General features: G+C 48.0%; 18 protein-coding genes and 2 tRNA genes. 7 read left to right on the forward strand and 13 right to left on the reverse strand.

The window, feature by feature from the left end:
- Positions 1-10: 10 nt before the first annotated feature.
- Positions 11-2971, reverse strand: a complete 2961-nt coding sequence (gene rapA, locus ACWA5Z_RS01655; RefSeq protein ID WP_431053603.1) for an RNA polymerase-associated protein RapA — start codon at positions 2969-2971, stop codon at positions 11-13.
- Between the two features lie 224 nt (positions 2972-3195).
- Between rapA and pnuC the strand changes: the two genes are divergently transcribed.
- On the forward strand, positions 3196-3921 hold the full coding sequence (gene pnuC, locus ACWA5Z_RS01660) for a nicotinamide riboside transporter PnuC (RefSeq protein WP_431053604.1): 726 nt from the start codon (positions 3196-3198) through the stop codon (positions 3919-3921).
- A 42-nt stretch (positions 3922-3963) separates the two neighbouring features.
- Here pnuC and ACWA5Z_RS01665 read toward each other — a convergent pair whose 3' ends face one another.
- Positions 3964-4647 (reverse strand): tRNA1(Val) (adenine(37)-N6)-methyltransferase, encoded by a 684-nt coding sequence (locus tag ACWA5Z_RS01665; protein WP_449343126.1) that lies wholly within the window; start codon positions 4645-4647, stop codon positions 3964-3966.
- Positions 4648-4717: 70 nt separating this feature from the next.
- The gene (gene cysS / locus ACWA5Z_RS01670; RefSeq protein WP_431053606.1) at positions 4718-6097 is read right to left on the reverse strand and encodes a cysteine--tRNA ligase; all 1380 of its coding nucleotides are present in this window, start codon (positions 6095-6097) and stop codon (positions 4718-4720) included.
- A gap of 115 nt (positions 6098-6212) precedes the next feature.
- Between cysS and ACWA5Z_RS01675 the strand changes: the two genes are divergently transcribed.
- Both ACWA5Z_RS01675 and ACWA5Z_RS01680 read left to right on the forward strand, forming a co-directional pair.
- The gene (locus tag ACWA5Z_RS01675) at positions 6213-6722 is read left to right on the forward strand and encodes a peptidylprolyl isomerase (protein WP_431053607.1); all 510 of its coding nucleotides are present in this window, start codon (positions 6213-6215) and stop codon (positions 6720-6722) included.
- A gap of 166 nt (positions 6723-6888) precedes the next feature.
- Positions 6889-6972, forward strand: coding sequence for a lipoprotein (locus ACWA5Z_RS01680; protein ID WP_431054268.1), 84 nt, complete (start codon positions 6889-6891; stop codon positions 6970-6972).
- 121 nt (positions 6973-7093) lie between these two features.
- On the opposite strand, the gene xerD is transcribed toward ACWA5Z_RS01680, so the two are convergent.
- The 5 genes from xerD to ACWA5Z_RS01705 all read right to left on the reverse strand — a co-directional run bounded on the left by xerD (position 7094) and on the right by ACWA5Z_RS01705 (position 11457).
- Entirely contained in the window at positions 7094-7987 is an 894-nt protein-coding gene (gene xerD, locus ACWA5Z_RS01685; protein ID WP_431053608.1) for a site-specific tyrosine recombinase XerD, read from the reverse strand.
- Between the two features lie 67 nt (positions 7988-8054).
- Entirely contained in the window at positions 8055-9143 is a 1089-nt protein-coding gene (locus tag ACWA5Z_RS01690; RefSeq protein WP_431053609.1) for a 5-methyltetrahydropteroyltriglutamate--homocysteine S-methyltransferase, read from the reverse strand.
- A gap of 26 nt (positions 9144-9169) precedes the next feature.
- Positions 9170-9937, reverse strand: a complete 768-nt coding sequence (locus ACWA5Z_RS01695) for an amino acid ABC transporter ATP-binding protein (RefSeq protein WP_431053610.1) — start codon at positions 9935-9937, stop codon at positions 9170-9172.
- A gap of 4 nt (positions 9938-9941) precedes the next feature.
- On the reverse strand, positions 9942-10658 hold the full coding sequence (locus tag ACWA5Z_RS01700) for an amino acid ABC transporter permease (RefSeq protein ID WP_431053611.1): 717 nt from the start codon (positions 10656-10658) through the stop codon (positions 9942-9944).
- A complete protein-coding gene (locus ACWA5Z_RS01705; RefSeq protein ID WP_431053612.1) occupies positions 10642-11457 on the reverse strand; it encodes an amino acid ABC transporter substrate-binding protein in 816 nt (271 codons plus the stop codon). The genes ACWA5Z_RS01700 and ACWA5Z_RS01705 overlap by 17 nt, the downstream gene beginning before the upstream one ends.
- Positions 11458-11848: 391 nt before the next feature.
- Between ACWA5Z_RS01705 and ACWA5Z_RS01710 the strand changes: the two genes are divergently transcribed.
- Both ACWA5Z_RS01710 and ACWA5Z_RS01715 read left to right on the forward strand, forming a co-directional pair.
- Complete coding sequence (locus ACWA5Z_RS01710) at positions 11849-12832, forward strand: amidohydrolase family protein (protein WP_431053613.1); 984 nt, start codon at positions 11849-11851, stop codon at positions 12830-12832.
- Between the two features lie 42 nt (positions 12833-12874).
- Complete coding sequence (locus ACWA5Z_RS01715) at positions 12875-13576, forward strand: glutathione S-transferase family protein (protein WP_431053614.1); 702 nt, start codon at positions 12875-12877, stop codon at positions 13574-13576.
- 23 nt (positions 13577-13599) lie between these two features.
- Here the strand turns inward: ACWA5Z_RS01715 and ACWA5Z_RS01720 are convergent, their stop codons facing one another.
- The 5 genes from ACWA5Z_RS01720 to ACWA5Z_RS01740 all read right to left on the reverse strand — a co-directional run bounded on the left by ACWA5Z_RS01720 (position 13600) and on the right by ACWA5Z_RS01740 (position 16547).
- Positions 13600-13836: a hypothetical protein gene (locus tag ACWA5Z_RS01720; protein ID WP_431053615.1), complete on the reverse strand. Its 237-nt coding sequence runs from the start codon at positions 13834-13836 to the stop codon at positions 13600-13602.
- Positions 13837-14207: 371 nt separating this feature from the next.
- Positions 14208-15545, reverse strand: a complete 1338-nt coding sequence (locus tag ACWA5Z_RS01725; protein WP_449343127.1) for an SLC13 family permease — start codon at positions 15543-15545, stop codon at positions 14208-14210.
- 358 nt (positions 15546-15903) lie between these two features.
- Entirely contained in the window at positions 15904-16113 is a 210-nt protein-coding gene (cspE, locus tag ACWA5Z_RS01730) for a transcription antiterminator/RNA stability regulator CspE (RefSeq protein ID WP_431053617.1), read from the reverse strand.
- A gap of 248 nt (positions 16114-16361) precedes the next feature.
- Positions 16362-16438, reverse strand: a tRNA-Arg gene (locus ACWA5Z_RS01735).
- 32 nt (positions 16439-16470) lie between these two features.
- Positions 16471-16547: transfer RNA gene (locus tag ACWA5Z_RS01740), tRNA-Pro, on the reverse strand.
- A gap of 170 nt (positions 16548-16717) precedes the next feature.
- Between ACWA5Z_RS01740 and folD the strand changes: the two genes are divergently transcribed.
- Positions 16718-17569 carry a bifunctional methylenetetrahydrofolate dehydrogenase/methenyltetrahydrofolate cyclohydrolase FolD gene (gene folD / locus ACWA5Z_RS01745; protein ID WP_431053618.1) on the forward strand — a complete coding sequence of 284 codons (852 nt, stop codon included), beginning with the start codon at positions 16718-16720 and terminating at the stop codon, positions 17567-17569.
- A 59-nt stretch (positions 17570-17628) separates the two neighbouring features.
- Complete coding sequence (locus ACWA5Z_RS01750) at positions 17629-18516, forward strand: transferrin-binding protein-like solute binding protein (protein WP_431053619.1); 888 nt, start codon at positions 17629-17631, stop codon at positions 18514-18516.
- The last annotated feature ends 21 nt before the right edge of the window (positions 18517-18537 follow it).

Raw genomic sequence — 18537 nt, forward strand, 5'->3', positions numbered from 1 at the left:
TTCCTTGTTGCTATTCCTTATTGCTGACAATCACGCGCAGGCAATCTAAGCGCCAGCTCGCTTGTTGCAACTGTTGCAGCGCTTGCTGTTGCAATTGCTCAAGTGCGGTCACTTCGTCCTGACGGATATTTTTATTCACTGCCTGAAGTGCGGTCAAGCGTTGGTATTCGCCGTTCAGTTGCTGTTCGGCGTTGCGTTTTGCCTCTTCAATCAAGGCGTGCGCTTTGGCGCCGATCAGATTGTCGCCCCGTTGCAACGCATGTTCAACCGCACTTCGCGTCATTTTCACCACTTTGTTCGCCATATTTTTGCCGATTGGCTTGAGTTGTTTTTGTAACGCACTCACCGCCACTTTATCCGACAAATCATTGCCTTTGCTGTCGAGCAACAAGCGAATCGGGGTCGGTGGTAAGAAGCGGGTGAGCTGTAACGCCGGCGGCGCTTGCACTTCCACCACATAAACTAGTTCCAGTAGCAGCGTGCCAGCCGGTAGCGCTTTGTTAATCAGCAACGAGACCGCACTTTTGCCGATGTCGCCGGCGGTAATCAAATCAATGCCGTTGCGGATTATCGGGTGATCCCAGGTCAAAAATTCCAATTCTTCGCGCGCCAATGCCAAGCGGCGATCAAAGGTTACCGTGCTGCCGTCCTCTTTCAAGCCCGGGAAATCCGGCACCAGCATGTGCCCGGTCGGGTGAATGACAATGCTTTTCTCGCCCAAATCTTCCTGCTCCAAGCCGATAATATCAAACAGGCTGAGGCTGAATTGAATCAAATCGGTGCTGGCGTCATCGTTGGCAATCTCGGCGGCAAGCTGTTGTGCGCTTTCGCCGCCGTTGGAATTCAGTTCCAACAAACGATCACGTCCTTGTTCCAACTCAAGTTTCAGTTGCTCGCGCTGTTGGCGCGTGGTTTTAACAAATTGGGCGAAATCGTCGCCGTCTGCTTCGTCGGTTAAAAACGCCTGCAAGCGCACTTTTTGTTGTGCGAAAATCGCCGCCCCCATCGGGCAGGTTTCTTCAAACGCATTCAAGCCGTCGTGGTACCACTGCGCCAACAATTGTTGGCTGCTGTCGGCAAAAAACGGCACATAAATTTGAATATCGTGTTGCTGCCCGATCCGATCCAAACGCCCGATACACTGCTCCAATAAATCGGGATTGGTCGGCAGATTAAACAGCACCAAATTGGACGCGAACTGGAAGTTGCGCCCCTCCGAACCGATGGTCGAACTGAGCAAAATCTGCGCGCCCTCTTCCGCTTGGGCAAAGTAGGCGGCGGCTTTATCGCGCTCAATGATACTCATTTTTTCGTGGAACACCGCGGCGCGAATGCCCTCTTTCTCACGCAAAATTTGCTCCAACTGAATCGCAGTATTGGCGTGCTGGCAAATCAGCAGAATTTTTTCCTCACGCCGATTTTTCAGGAAAGTGATCAACCACTCAATCCTTGGATCAAAATCCCACCACGCCGCACTCGGATTGAGTTTTTGGAACAGCATTTCCGGATAGAACAGCACGTCGGCGGCGACCTCTTCGCCCAACATATTCCACACCTTGAGCGCGTTTTGATACTGCTTCGGCAGTTCCAATTTGATTTGGTGCAAAGTGCGGTTCGGGAAGCCTTTCACCACTTGGCGCGTGTTGCGAAACAGCACGCGGCTTGTGCCGTGACGGTCAATCAGATTGCTGATCAGCTCTTGTCGTGCCGCCGTTTGTTGTTCGCAGGACGATTGCTTGCCGTTGATGATTTTAAACAGCGGCTCAACGTCTTGCTCGGACAATAGCTCGGCAATGCTGTTTTGCTCAACCGCACTTAGCGTGTTGTCATTTAACAGGGTATTGACCGCGTCGGCAACCGGTTGATATTGTTGCTGTTCTTGCACAAATGCGGCGTAATCGTAAAAACGCTCGGGATCGAGCAGTTTCAATCGGGCAAAATGGCTCTCTTGCCCCAATTGTTCCGGCGTGGCGGTCAGCAGCAGCACTGACGGAATCTGTTGCGCCAGCGTTTCGACCAGTTGATATTCACGGCTCGGTTGCGCTTCGCTCCATTGCAAATGGTGCGCTTCATCGACAATCAGCATATCCCAATCGCTTTGGCACAACTGCGCGGCACGTTGCGGCTGTTGCACCAGCCAATCGAGCGAACAGATCACCAACGCTTCGCTATCAAACGGATTTTCTAATGCCGTCTCAACCGCACTTTCATTATTCCGCCGATCAAAATCTTGGCTACGTTCTTCGTCAAACAGCGAAAAATTAAGGTTAAAACGGCGCAGCATTTCCACCAGCCATTGATGTTGCAAGCTTTCCGGCACCAAAATCAGCGCACGCTCCACCTTGCCGCTGAACAGTTGCTGTTGCAAAATCATGCCGGCTTCAATGGTTTTGCCCAAGCCGACTTCGTCCGCCAGCAACACGCGCGGCGCAATCCGATGTCCGACTTGGGTGGCAATGTGCAACTGGTGCGGGATCAAACCGGCACGAATGCCGCGCAGCCCACGCAACGGCGATTGGAACTGTGCCTGTTGATGAACAAGCGCTTGATAACGCAGGTTAAAATGCTCGTTGCGATCAATTTGCGCGGCAAATAACCGCTCTTGCGGCTTGCTGAAAGAGATATTGTGATCCAGCTCCATTTCCCGCAATACCGCACTTTCGCCGTTATCCAAACGAATCCCGTGATAGCTCAACACCCCTTGCTGTTCCGCAATGTGCTCAATCTGCAACTGCCAACCCTCGTGGCTTTTGATTTTATCCCCCGGCGTAAACTGCACGCGCGTTAACGGTGCGGAAGCAAAGGCATACACCCGTTGTTCATTTGCCGCCGGAAACAGCAGGCTGACCGTGCGTTGCTCCACACCGACCACCACACCCAGCCCTAATCCGTTTTCACTTTCGCTGATCCAGCGTTGTCCTATCGCAAATTGTCCTGTCGCAAAGGTTGTCATGTCCGCCTTATTACCCATGTTGTTGCCTGTATTTGAAAGGCGCTGATTATAGAGGAATCCGGCAATTTATTTAACGTTTTTATCAGAAAAATTTCGCTTAGTGATTTTTTAATCTAAAAGAGCGCAATTCCAATGCAAAAGCTGGCGAATATTATCCAAATTTTAGCTAAAATCGGGTTACTTATGTAAAGATGTGATATATAATTTCCAAAAATCATTCGCTTATCTAGGAATCCATTAACGTGAGTATTGTAACTAAAGCCAAAAACGAACTATTTTCCGGTTGGACCCATTTCGAAATCGTCTGGATCGCTCTGTTTTTAAGCATCCAAATCGCCATTTTCGTTATCCAACCCGATTCGATAATCGCTACCATTGCCGCAATCAGCGGCATTTTATGCGTCATCTTTGTCAGTAAGGGCAAAATCAGTAATTATATTTTCGGTTTTATCAGTGTGACTTGCTACGCCTATATTTCCTATACCTTTAAATTATATGGCGAAATGATGCTGAATCTGTTGGTGTATGTGCCGGTGCAATTTATCGGTTTCTATGTATGGCGCCGCCATATGCATATCAAAACCAGTGCACAAACCGACCAATACGAAGAAGTGATCGCCAAGGCATTAACCCTGAAACAGTGGGGAATTGTGATTTCAGCCGCGGTAATCGGAACTTATGCCTACATTCAACTGCTGCACAACTTGGGCAGTGCCTTGCCGGCATTGGACGGCGTAACCGTGGTAGTTTCGATCGTGGCGCAAATTCTGATGGTGTTGCGTTACCGTGAGCAGTGGGTGTTGTGGATTGTGGTCAATCTGCTAACCGTCAGCCTATGGACGGCAATGTGGATTAAAAACGGCGAAACCAGTTTGCCGTTATTGGTGATGTATATCATGTATCTGTGGAACTCGATTTACGGCTACCACAACTGGGCGAGAATGGTCAAAACCCAGCAAACCGCCTAATCACTTCGCTGTGCAGGCGTTATCGTCTGCACACGCTTTCCCCTAAAATTTCAAATAAAAGGCGTTGGTTAACGCAATAAAATCCGGGTGATAGTGATTATCCGCCTGATAAATCACAATTTCACTACGCTCAGTTTGTGCCTGAACCGCACTTCGATCGAATAATCTGAATTCCAGCAAAACCCGCTGCGGCGCTTTGCCCTGCTTGGTGATCACCTCACACCATTTCGCACAGTAAAGTGCGGTCTGCGCGACTTGTTGCTGCAAATGCCGCGCCATTGCATACGGCAACACCCACGCGATTTTGCCGTTAGGATTGAGCATGTTTTGCGCCGCCAACAGCCACGCCAAATGTCCGTTTTCCGCCATGTAACGCGCGGTTTGCCGTTCCGTATTACGGCAATCGACGCCGATATGAAAATACGGCGGATTGGAAATAATCAGGTCAAAGTGCGGTTGCGCCGCTTCCGCATACGCAAACAGATCTTGATTAAGCACGGCAATCTGCTGCGCCCACGGGGATTCGATAACATTTTGCTGCGCTTGTTGCGCCGCCTGCGGATCGAGTTCAAGTGCGGTAATCTGATAGTCTGCGTTTTCTTTTGCCAAACGTTGCGCCAGCATTAATGCCAGCAACCCGCTGCCACAGCCCATATCCAACACCGACCGCACTTGCCCAATCTGCGCCCACGCACCAAGCAAAATGCTATCCGTGCCCACTTTCATCGCACAACGATCATGGGCGACGGTAAACTGTTTGAAACGAAAACATGGCACGGTGATAACAGTTATAAGATTAGGCTCTGCGCCATGTCGTGCCGTTTGCGCCGTCTTCCAACACAATCCCCATTGCCGTCAGTTTATTGCGTGCTTCGTCTGCCGCCGCCCAGTTTTTATCGGCGCGCGCTTGGTTGCGTTGCCGAATCAGGGCTTCGATTTCAGCCACTTCGCCATCGTCGGAACCGGCTTGCAAAAACGCTTCCGGTTGTTGATATAAAATCCCCAATACGTCGCCCAATTCACGCAAACGTGCGGCTAAACCGTCGGCTTGGCTTGGATGTTCCTGTTTGGCTTTATTGACCGCCCTTGCCAGTTCAAACAGCACCGACAATGCATTCGGCGTGTTGAAATCATCGTCCATCGCCTCGTTGAACGCCGCCACAAACGCTTCGCCGCCGCTGGCGACCGCACTTGGATCGGTGTCACGCAACGCGGTGTATAAACGTTCAAGTGCGGTATGCGCCAAGTTCAGGTTCTCTTCGCTGTAATTCAACTGACTGCGGTAGTGGGCGGTCAGCAGGAAATAACGCACACTTTCGCCGTTATAGTGTTTCAGCACCTCACGCACAGTGAAGAAATTGCCAAGCGATTTCGACATTTTCTCTTTGTCGACCATAATCATGCCGGAGTGAATCCAATAATTGACATAATCATCGCCGTGGGCACAGCAGGATTGCGCAATTTCATTTTCGTGGTGCGGGAACATCAAATCCGAGCCACCACCGTGAATATCAAAATGCGCACCTAATTCTTTATGGTTCATCGCCGAACATTCGATATGCCAGCCCGGGCGACCGTTGCCCCACGGTGAAGCCCAACTCGGCTCATTCGGTTTCGACATTTTCCACAGCACAAAATCCATCGGATTCTGCTTAATCGCGGAAATCTCAATGCGTGCGCCGGCTTGCAATTGCTCCAAATCTTGACGTGACAGCAAACCGTATTTGGCAAAACTCGGCACAGAGAACATCACATCGCCGTTATCCGCCACATAAGCATGCCCGCGTTCAATCAGTTTTTGTACAATCGCAATAATTTCCGCAATATGGTGCGTGGCGCGCGGTTCGCTGTTCGGCGCTTGGATATTCAACGCGTTGAAATCATTGTGCATTTCCACCACCATACGATCGACCAACTGCTCGCAACTTTCGTTGTTTTCCAACGCACGCTTGATGATTTTATCGTCCACATCGGTGATGTTACGCACATAATTCAGTTGATAGCCACTGTAGCGCAAATAGCGCGCGATCATGTCAAAACAAACGAAAGTGCGCCCGTGCCCGATATGGCAGTAGTCGTACACGGTCACGCCGCAGACATACATCCCGACTTTATTCGGCTCAATCGGGGTAAACACTTCTTTCTCTCGTTTTAAGGTATTATAAATTTTTAACATGATTTCACTCTCTAGACCGCACTTTGACTTCGTCAGCGGCGGTAATTTGGCTGTTTTTATCGAATTTTTTGTGGAATAATAACGCGACTTTTTATCACCGTTATAGGAAACAATTATGGTAACGCTACACACCAATTTTGGCGACATAAAAATCGCATTAAACACTGAAAAAGCCCCAATTACCAGCGAAAACTTTTTAAATTACTGCAAAAAAGGCTTTTATGACAACACCATTTTCCACCGCGTGATCGACGGCTTTATGATTCAAGGCGGCGGCATGCAAGTCGGCATGAAAGAAAAAGCCACCGACGCGCCGATCCAAAATGAAGCCGGCAACGGGTTAAGCAACAAAAAAGGCACGATTGCCATGGCGCGCACCAACGATCCGCACTCCGCCACAGCACAATTTTTTATCAACGTCGCCGATAATAACTTCTTAGATTACCGCGCCAAAACCCTATACGATCGCGAAGTCGTGCAAGAGTGGGGCTATGCGGTGTTCGGTGAAGTGGTTGAGGGCATGGACGTAGTGGAAAAAATCCGCAAAGTCAAAACCGGCAACCACGGCTTCCACCAAGATGTACCAAAAGAAGATGTGATTATTCAGTCGGTGACGGTTGAGTAAATGGTATTAGCAAGATTAAGTCGGTTAAAACCGGCTGAGATTGCTGATAAACTGACTTCCCTCCCTCCGTATACGGAGGGAGGGAAATTATTCGAGAAAGAGACGTTGTCAGCAGTCTGAGCCAGTTAATGCCAGCTTTTTTCTTGAATAACTCAGAGAATTTAAAATGAAACGTTTTTTCACGTTATTAGTATTAACTACATTATTAACTGCTTGCAGTATTGATGTGCCGTTTGTGCCGCTGATTTAGTTTCTAAGATTGGAAGCCGTCCCAATCTATAAAAGTTAAAAACCATTTAATAAAAAATCTATCGCATTTTTAATGAGCTGTCATTGCGATAGTAAACTCTCCACTTCCTCCCCAGCTTGTTCTACCCCCGCGGATGAAACTGTTGGTGCAGTTTCTTCAACCGCTCTTTGGCGACGTGGGTGTAGATTTGGGTGGTGGAGAGATCGCTGTGTCCGAGCAGCATTTGCACCACCCGTAAATCCGCACCGTGATTGACCAGATGGGTGGCGAAGGCGTGGCGTAACACGTGCGGTGAAAGGGCGTTTTGATCAATTTGCGCCAGCAACGCATAATGTTTAATCCGGTGCCAAAAGGTCTGACGGGTCATCATCGTACCGCGCAAGCTGGGAAACAGCACATCGGAGCGTTGCCCTTTCAACAATAACTGCCGTCCATATAAAATAAACTCTTGAATCCAGTAACTCGCTTCCTCGCCCATCGGGACTAACCGCTCTTTGTTGCCCTTGCCGATCACCCGCACCACGCCTTGATTGAGGCTGATATTGTCCACATTTAAGCTAACCAATTCGGTCACGCGTAAGCCGGTGGCATACAGCAATTCCAACATCGCTTTATCGCGCAATTCCAACGGCTCATCGGTTGTCGGCGCATTGAGCAAATCGGTGACTTGAGCTTCGCTAAGGTATTTCGGCAAACGCGACGGCAGTTTCGGCGAGGTTAAAAGTGCGGTTGGATCATCACTGCGGTATTTTTCGCGGTACAGATATTGGAACAGTTTGCGCAGTGCACTCAACATCCGTGCCGAACTGGTGGCTTTATAGCCTTTGGCAAGCCGTTCGCCAAGAAAGGTTTGCAGGTCGATATGATCGAGGGTTAATAATGTCAGTTGCTGCGCATTCAACCATGTGCAAAGTGCGGTCAAATCCAAACGGTATGAAGCAACGGTATTTTCGGACAAGCCTTTTTCCAGCCAAAGCTCATTGAGGAATAAGTCTGTCAACATAGAGTCTTTCATTTTTTTCCTCAATAATATCCAATGATTAAGCCTATTTTAGAGGGGCGAAAGCCCCTCATACCGGCAATTAATCCTCGCCCCACACCTCTTGCGCAATTTCTTCCACCAACCGCACTTTTGCCCATTGCTGCGCTTCGGTCATCAGGTTGCCCTCTTCGGTGGAGGCAAAACCGCATTGCGGGCTGAGCGCCAGTTGTTCCAAAGGGACATATTGCGCCGCTTGTGCGATGCGATCTTTGATCAGTTGCTTATCTTCCAATTCCGGGAATTTGGAAGTGATTAAGCCCAACACCACCCGCCCTTTATTGCCTTTGAAGTGTTGCAACGGCTCGAAGCCGCCGGAGCGTTCATTGTCATATTCCAAGAAATAACCGTCAAACGTGGTTTGTCCGAACAATTCTTTGGCAATCGGATCGTACGCGCCACTGAGCATATAAGTGGATTTATAGTTGCCGCGGCAAACATGGGTGGTGATTGCCATATCCGCCGGTTTCTGCGCCAACACCGCTTGCACGTTCGCCAATGCAATCGCTTTATTTTGCTCGAAATCGTCCGCATTCGAATCGTTGCACAGATGTCCCCAATAGACATCATCGAACTGTAAATAGCGACAACCCGCTTCATAAAATGCCAACATCGCGTCGATATAGGCTTGTTGCACATCTTTCGCCAATGCTTCTTTCGTCGCATAAATTTCCGGATTGAACACATTTTTGTGCATTAACTGGTTCGGGCTTGGAATGGTGAATTTCACCACCGCACGCCCGTTGACGATACGATTCAGCGATTTGAAATGTTCAAGGAACGGATGTGCTGGATTCCATGACACCTTGCCACAGTTGCGGATATTGTAACGGCGCACTTGCACCCCGTGGAATTGATAAGCCTGCTCCGGTTCATAACCTTCGATTCCGTTTAATCCTTCCAGAAAGTCGATATGCCACCAAGAACGGCGGAATTCCCCGTCGGTAATCACTTGCAGACCAGCGGCAAGCTGCGCTTCAACCAGTTTAGCCACTTCTTGTTCTTCCAAGAGGTTCAATTCGCTGCGGTTAATTTTGCCGGCATTAAAATCAGCACGTGCTTTTTTCCAAGCCTCGCTACGTAAATAACTGCCGACGGTATCGGCGTGTAACGGTAAGGTTTTGTTTGTCATGTTGGTTTCCTTTTTAATGCGAAAAATCAAATACAAAAATCGTGGTAATCCTGCGGATCAACCTGCTGCAAAAATTGTTTGGTGCGCTCCTGTTGCGGGCGGCTGAAAAACACTTTTGCTTCACCCTGCTCCACAATCTTGCCTTGATCGATAAAAATCACCCGATCCGCCACTTCCTGCGCAAAGCGGATTTCGTGGGTGACGATCACCATCGTCCAGCCCTCTTTCGCCAGCCACTTCAAGGTGTGCAACACTTCGTTGACCAGTTCGGGATCGAGGGCGGAAGTCGGTTCGTCCAGCAAAATCACTTCCGGCTGCACTGCCAGCGCCCGTGCGATACCGACCCGTTGCTGCTGCCCGCCGGACAGTTGCGACGGATACAAATCCAGTTTATCGCCTAACCCGACTTTTTCCAACAAGGTTTTGGCTTCCTGCCGTGCTTGGGTCGGGGCTTTTTTCTGCACCACAATCAGCCCTTCCATCACATTTTCAATCACGGTGCGGTGCGGAAACAAATTGTGCTGTTGAAACACCATCGCCGTGCGGCGGCGCAGTTGCAAGGTTTGTTGTTTACTGATTTTCTGGGCAAAATCGATCTGCAAAGTGCGGTCACTGAATGCCAATGTGCCTTGATCCGGCGTTTCCAACAGGTTCAAACAACGTAAAAAGGTGGTTTTGCCCGAGCCGGAAGGGCCGAGAATCGCGATCACTTCGCCTTTTTCCACTTGCAAATCAATCCCTTTCAAAATTTCATTGCCGTGAAACTGTTTATGGATATTTTTAACCTGTAACATGATTTTATCCGTAACGTGAAAAATGTTTTTCCAGTCGCCCTTGTGCCAGCGATAGTACAAAGCAAATCAGCCAATAAATCAACGCCGCTTCACTGTAAATCCACAGGAATTCATAGGTGGTCGAGGCAATATTTTGCGCCTCACGAAACAGTTCGGTGACCAATACGGTGGAAGCCAGCGAGGTGTCTTTCACCAAACTGATAAAGCTGTTCGACAGCGGCGGCACGGAAACGCGCATTGCCTGCGGCATAATGCTGCGACGGAAAGTCTGGGCATAGCTCATACCAATAGAATACGACGCTTCCCATTGCCCTTTCGGAATCGACAAAATCGCCGCACGAATGGTTTCCGAAGCGTAGGCGCCGATATTTAAGGAAAAGGCGATCACCGCCGACGGAAACGGATCAAGCTTGACGCCGATATTCGGCAAACCGTAGAAAATAATAAACAACTGTACCAGCAATGGCGTGCCGCGAATAGCGGAAACATAAATCCGTGCCAGATAATAACCAAGCGAATACAGCGGATTGGTGCGCGGAATCACTCGAATCAGCGCAATAAAGAACGCAATGATCATGCCGAACAAAAACGACAGCAAAGTCAACGGAATGGTATTGGCAATTGCGCCGCGCAACATCGGCCAAAAAGCGTCGATTAACATCGACGCTTGTTGTTCATCTAAAAACGGCAGGGCTGACAACAGATTATTCAGTGACGTCATCGCCGAACCATTGGATTGACAAGGCTTTCAAGCTACCGTCCTGGCGCATTTCGCCCAAAGTGCGGTTGAAATCGGCGACGACTTCATCATTACCTTTTAAGAATACAAAACCTGAGCCGATTTTATTCTCATCTTTAAATGCGATTTTCAAACCGGCGTTCGGTTGTTGTTTCAGGTAATCCAAAATCGCCAACTGCCCGTTTAAGGTGATGTCGGCACGTTTTTGTTTCACCAGCTCCAATGCCGGCGCCATGCCTTCCACCGGCAGGATTTCCGCGCCGTGTTCTTTTGCCAATACATAGTAGCTGCTGTTGATACTTTGCGCCGATTTTTTGCCTTGAATTTGCGCAAGTGCGGTCAGATCGTCCGCATCGGCTGGCGTCACGACCACCGAGCGCTCAAAGTTATACGGCTCGGATAACAGATATTTTTGTTGGCGTTCCGGATTGGTTAAATCGACCTGATTGGCAATAATATCAAAGCGTTTGGCATTCAACCCGGCAAACATCGCGTCCCATTGGGTTTCAAAAAATTCCACTTGCAAACCTAAGCGTTTTGCGACTTCACGCGTCACTTCCACATCAAAACCGGTCAATTTGCCGTCTTTATCGTGAAACGTGAACGGAGGGTAAGTGCCTTCGGTGCCGACACGCAATGTTTTTGTCATCGCCAACGTGTCAGCCAATGTGGTTTCTTTTTTCTCACTGACACCGCTTTGCTGCGCTTGGTCACAGGCACTCAAACCAAACGCCGCAATGGCAAACGCAAAAATTGAAAAGAGCTTTTTGTTTAATTTCATTTTGTTATATCTCTGTTAGTTTTAAAGCAAAAATTCAGGGGCACAGTATAATAGATTGCGCGTAATCCGCCTATACTTACATTTTCTAAGTTATAACTTTTTGCTATAAAAATCGATAGCCCGCGCTAATGCAAAAACCGCTTTATTTCCCCGGCACAACAATTTATACTACGCTTCTAGTGCCAACAAGGAACTAGGACCATGCAAACATCATCTGAACATAACCGCACTTGCCCACTCATCAGCACCGTTATGCGATCCCCGCATAACCTACCGCCGTTATTTTCATTTGATCATCAATCCTCAGCTATTGGGGATTTTTTTTGTCTAAAATTCAGCCTCCTCCGTTCCTGTGCGCTTCCCTTTTCATCTCATTCACGGAGTAACCGCAATGCAACACGTTCGTACTTTTAATACCTATATTCGCGATGAAATTATCAAAAAAGGCGGCTGGGTTAATTCCCATGCGCACGCCGACCGTGCATTCACCATGACCCCGGATAAAATTGATATTTACCGCACTTGCAACCTACAACAAAAATGGGATTTGGTGGACGAAGTGAAGCGCAATTCCAGTATCGACGACTACTACGCCCGTTTTTGCCAAGCGATTGAAATGATGATTCAACAAGGGGTGACGGCATTCGGTACGTTTGTGGATATTGATCCGGTGTGTGAAGATCGCGCCATTATCGCCGCCCACCGCGCGCGTGAAGTGTATAAAAACGACATTATTTTGAAATTTGCCAACCAAACCTTAAAAGGCGTGATCGAGCCGACCGCACGCAAATGGTTCGACATCGGCGCGGATATGGTCGATATGATCGGCGGCTTGCCGTATCGTGATGAACTCGATCACGGACGCGGCGAAGAAGCGTTTGATATTCTGATGGACGCGGCAAAATCGCGCGGCATTATGTGCCACGTTCACGTCGATCAATTCAACACCCCACGCGAAAAAGAAACGGAAATGTTGTGCGACAAAACCATCGAGTACGGTATGCAGGGACGCGTCGCCGCCATTCACGGCATTTCGATCGGCGCGCACCCGAAAGAATACCGCTATCAGCTTTATGCCAAAATGCGCGAAGCGCAACTGATGATGATCGCCTGCCCGATGGCGTGGATCGACAGCAACCGTAAAGAAGACCTCATGCCGTTCCACAACGCCCTGACTCCTGCCGATGAAATGATCCCGCAAGGCATTACGGTGGCAATCGGCACGGACAATATCTGTGACTACATGGTGCCGTTATGTGAAGGCGATATGTGGCAAGAACTCAGCCTGCTTGCCGCCGGCTGCCGCTTCCCGGATATCGAAGCAATGATTAACATCGCCAGCGTAAACGGTCGCAAAGTGCTGGGATTAGATTAATCCTTTTACCATAGCCGAAATTTCATCCAAAGGACAACCAAAATGCTTAAACTTTTCACCGTTCCCGGCAACGTAAAAAGCCGTTCATTTTCTCCTTTCGCTTACAAAGCTGAAGCCCTGCTTGCCTTGGCTGGAGTGGATTACCGCCTTGAATATGTGGCGGATTTTTCGCAAATGCCAAAAGGCAAAGTGCCGGTGTTGCAAGACGGTGAGACGTTGATTGCCGACAGCGAATTGATTAAAGCCTATTTGAGCGAGCATTTTTCGCTGAATGCTGACCGCACTTTGAGCGTCGAGCAGCACGCGGTGGGGCGTGCGTTTCGGGTGATGTTGGAAGAGCGCACCTATTGGGCGGGGGTGTACGCACGTTTTCTTGACCCTGCGGGCGACGATTTTTTGCTGAAGCAAATATTAGGCGGTGCGCCTAGCGAAATGAAACCGGTCATCGCCGCCGCCATGCGTGAAAACGTGCGAAACGAAATGCACGGACACGGCATAGGTCGCCATTCAGCGGCGCAGATTTACGCCTTTGCCATTGGCGATATCGAGGCGGTGCTGACGTATTTGGGCGACAAGCCGTTTTTCTTTGGCAATACGCCGACCACGATTGACGCAACCATCGCAGGGCTGTTTTCCAATTGGCTGTCGAATGATTTTGCTTGGGCAGTGGGCGATTATTTGAGAAGCAAACCGCAAGTGGCGGAGTATGTGGCAAGGTTTGAGAAAATGGTGTTTGGCGGATAATTGACGAGATAGGTAAATGCCGTCTAAAACCGCACTTTGCTTGTGCCAAGTTTCAGACGGCATAATTTTTCTAATGCCAATCCCTTTTCCTTCCGCTGCCGATACAGCCAATCTCTAATCCCTTCAATATGATAGGCAATTCCCCATGTGCCGATGTGCGCCACGCCGAGATTGGTGTTACAGGGGCTTTTAATTGGGTGGGCAGTGTGTCTGATTTGATGGCGGCAGCGGTTACTTTTTGTCGTACGACGTGGGTTCACTGAGGGCGGTAATGCTTTTGATACTAGCGAAGGCAGAGGTGAAAAGTGCGGTGGCGAGTAGAGCCGTGAATGGTTTTATTTTAAACATGGCGCGTTTCTTGATTGCGTCTAACGATGGAAACGATGGAAACGTTGAATATTAAAGATACCCGGATATTAATATTGAGCAACCCATCGTCTGATTGTTTGGATAAACAAAAATAACGGGAGACCGCGGAAAGCGATTGATGATGTCGGACGTAAAATTCAACCGCGTGTTGTTTAAAGGCTTGGTTGTATTTCATCATAAAAATCCGCACCTTAGTCAGTTAGTTTTGCCGTCCAACTTTTGGGGTGCAGGGCATGCAAAAGTGCGGTTTGCTTTTGAAACGCTAATTAAATAGTGACGTAACGACCAAAACCCAGACAATACTGCTCAACGGCCCCAATAAACCCATCGAAACACCGCCCAACCTAAATTCTGCCTGCTTAATCAAGCCGGTACTGAACGCAATCGCATTCGGCGGCGTGGATACCGGCAGCAACAAGGCACAAGAGGCGCTGAGCGCAATCACCAACGGCAACACGGCCGGGCTAAAACTGCCGCTGGAAATACTCATCAAAGATAAAGCAATCGGCACTAAAATCGTTGTCGCCGCCGTATTACTCATGAAATTAGACAGCAATACCGTAATAAAGCCAAACAATAGCATCAACAGATAGAAATTAATCTGTACATGGCTGAGTTGATCGACAAAATGGCTGGCAAGTTCCTGCTCCTGAATTGCCATCCCCAGCGCTAAACCACCGGCGACCAACATCAAGGTATCCCACGGTAATTTACGCACATCATCCGCGTCCAATACGCCTAACATTGTCAACACCACAATCGGAATACCGGATACGGCGGCAATCGGAATCGAAAACCATTTTGAGGTTAGCCAGAAAAACAGGGTTACCGCCAGTACCGAGATCATAATCATCTTTTGCAAGCGTAACTCTTTCGCCACAAAACGATCACCCTCTTCTTCGGTATTATCCGGCAAAGCAAATTGAATATTCATCGCTTCCTTGCTAATCCGGTAACGGCGTAATAAGATTTTCCAAAAGAAGTAAATCAGAACAGTGGCAATCGGAATTCCGATAATCATCCACTCTAAAAATGAAATTTGGATTCCGACCGCTTCCAATGCCCCGACCGCAATCGCATTCGGCGCAGAACCGATAATTGTCCCCATTCCACCGATCGACGCCGCCGTTGGAATGCCCAATAGCAAGGCTTTAGAGAAATTGGATTTTTTATCCAACGAAGCAAAAATCGGGCTGACCGTGGCAATCATCATCGCCGTGGTCGCCGTGTTGCTCATCAACATTGAAATCACTGCTGTGGTCGCCATCAGCCCGAGCAAGATAAAGTGCGGTTTTTGACCGAATTTTGGCAGCAGCTGTTTTAATAACGCCTCATCTAAGCGAGTCTTTTTCATGCCCTCGGCAAGAAAAAATCCCCCCAAAAACAACCAAATCACCCCGTCGGACCAAGTTTGCACATAGCGCATGGCGTGTTGATTTTCGTCCGTCCCCATCACCACCACCAAATAACCAATCACCAAAATCCCGACCGAAAACGGCGGAATTGCTTCTGTCATCCAAAGTGCGATTGCCATAAACAGCAATAACAACACTAAGTTTTGGGTGCGGGTGAAGCTCGGATCAGACAACCAATACATCATGCCCAAACCGAATAAAACCGAAAGAAAAAATTGAATCACCTTACTCTGTCTCGCCAACGCAATCGGGTAAAGGGTTAATTTTTTAAGCGAATAATAACGTGAATCCGACATAATCTATTCCCAATAATGAACAATGGATCTATTTTAGAGGGAGCATGTCATGTTAGCCAAATCATATGAAGCTAAACTGTTAATGATCTCACAGATTATTTCTTGCGATAACAATTGGATAGTCAAATGTTAACGACTAACTTACAAAACTTGTCATAAACAATAACTTAAACGCATGATTTGATGGCGATAAAAAACCCCGGCAGATCATTCTACCGGGGTTTAAAAACAGTAACGTGTGTTAGGCTTAAACCAGCGCAACCTCTACCGCAGCCGGGCCACGTTGTGAATCTTGTACGTTAAATTCAACTTTAGCCCCTTCTTCCAAGGTTCTGTAGTTATTACCAAGAATTCCGGAAAAGTGAACGAACAGATCTTTGCTGCCGTCTGCCGGAGTAATAAAACCGAAGCCTTTAGTTGAGTTGAACCATTTTACGGTACCAGTTAATTTAGACATAATGTCATCCTTAATATAATCAATTTAATTTAATTTATTTTGCTTAACGCAAAGGGAGTTGCTAGTAACTTGAACTTAGATAGAGATTGGTATTCAAAGACTTTCAGGAAAACAAAATAAATTTGTTATTAAAGGAAGTGCCACAAATATCGAACTTAAATAAACTGTCGTTTAGCTGAGGCGCATTAGAACACGATTATTCTGGCAATACAAGAAGTTTCTGCTCTTTAGTGAAAAATAAAATTTCATGGCACGCCCTACAGGATTCGAACCTGTGACCTACGGCTTAGAAGGCCGTTGCTCTATCCAGCTGAGCTAAGGGCGCATTATAGTTGGATATTATGGGAGAAAAAGAAGTGGTCGGCGAGATAGGATTTGAACCTACGACCCACTGGTCCCAAACCAGTTGCGCTACCAAGCTGCGCTACTCGCCGACAAGTAGCGTGCATTATAAAAGCCTGAATTTTTTCGTCAATCGTTTTTTGCTTTTTTTGGTTTAGTCGCTTATTTTTTGACGGGTTCAGGCTTACAATAACCGCACTTTTCTGCCAAAATGGCTTTTTTACGATTTTAGCTTATTTTTATCACGTTAAAAGGACGGGCCATGTCAGCGCAACTTATTTCAGGCACGCAAATTGCCAAACAAATCAAAACGGAAATTGCCGAAAAAATTACCCGGCGGCTCGCCGAAGGCAAACGCGCACCGGGTTTGGCGGTGATTTTAGTCGGGGCTGATCCGGCGTCGCAAGTGTATGTCGGCAGCAAACGTAAAAGTTGCGCTGAAATCGGTATTCACTCCAAATCTTATGATTTGCCCTCCGACACCAGCGAACAAGAACTACTGGCGTTGATTGATCAGCTCAATACTGACGAAAGTATCGACGGTATTTTGGTGCAGTTGCCGTTACCGGCGCAAATTGATTCCGCCAAAGTGATTGAACGGATTACCCCAAGCAAAGACGTGGACGGTTTCCACCCTTACAATGTCGGGCGTTTGTGCCAGCGTATTCCTTTACTACGCGCTTGCACCCCTTACGGTATTATCCAGCTGTTACAAACAACCGGGATTGATCTGTACGGACAACACGCCGTAGTGGTCGGCGCCTCCAATATCGTCGGTCGCCCGATGGCACTGGAATTATTGCTTGCCGGTTGCACTGTCACGGTAACTCACCGCTTTACCAAAAATCTGGAACAGCATGTACGCCAAGCGGATATTCTGGTGGTCGCCGTCGGCAAACCGCACTTTATCCCGGGCGACTGGATTAAAGCGGGCGCGGTGGTCATTGATGTCGGTATCAACCGTACCGAAAACGGTTTAGTCGGTGATGTGGATTTTGCCTCCGCCGCCGAAAAAGCCGGCTTTATCACGCCGGTGCCGGGCGGCGTCGGCCCGATGACGGTGGCAATGTTGATGAGCAACACGCTGTATGCGTGTGAGCACTACCATTCCTGATTTGTTGCACAACGATTTTTAACACAGCCAGACTGCCTAACAACAATGGAGCGTTTAAGATGAAAAAAAATTTATTTTATTTAAGCAACACCGTTTTTATCAGTTTATTCATGGCGGCTTGTTCCGGTGGCGGTGGTGGTAGCAGTTCAAATGCGAATATCGATAATTCCATTCCAAATAACCAAACGAGATTACCAACCCAAACCGGCGGCCAATATATTTTTACCGATGAAAACGATCAAACTTCTTTCGGTAATCCGAATTCCAACAGCTTAGATTCGATTACCGTTGCCGGACGCACCTTTGATTTGGCATTAAACGGTAAATCTGACGGTATTTGGAGCATAAAGAGTAGTAACGATATAGATGATAATTACTACTGTTGTAATAATTTACAATATGTTCGCCTCGCCTCCGTCGATGACTCTGGAAAAGATGTAGCATTACACCTCTATCATGGGTTTGTTACGCCTATCGGTAATATGCCCTCAGGAACAGCAACGTATCAAGGCGAAGCAATTTATCTGCCTTCAACAGAAATTGCTGATAATAGCTATATAATTGATAAGGGCTATAACGAGGTGTTAGGTAATGCCAATATCAGTGTTGATTTCGGTGCAAAAACACTGAGCGGAAGATTATTATCCGGCACACAACGACAGTATGATTGGGTGCACGAATTTGATTCCTCAGGCACTATCATCAAAGAAGGCAATAAAATAACCGAAGTAAACCCCGGTGATGCCAACTATGTCACCCCGATTGAAATTGTGAACGGCAAAATCAACGGCAATCAATTTACTGCAACCGCACTTGCGGCAACAGAAAAAGAATCGGCTAACGTTAGCGGTCATTTTTTTGGTCCTCAGGCTGAAGAACTGGGGGCGATGATGGACAGTGGTAATAACGATGATAACTGGGGCGGCATGTTTGCCGGCAAGAAATAATTCTATGCCCAACCAACAACG

It is taken from the genome of Testudinibacter sp. P80/BLE/0925 (assembly GCF_053570785.1).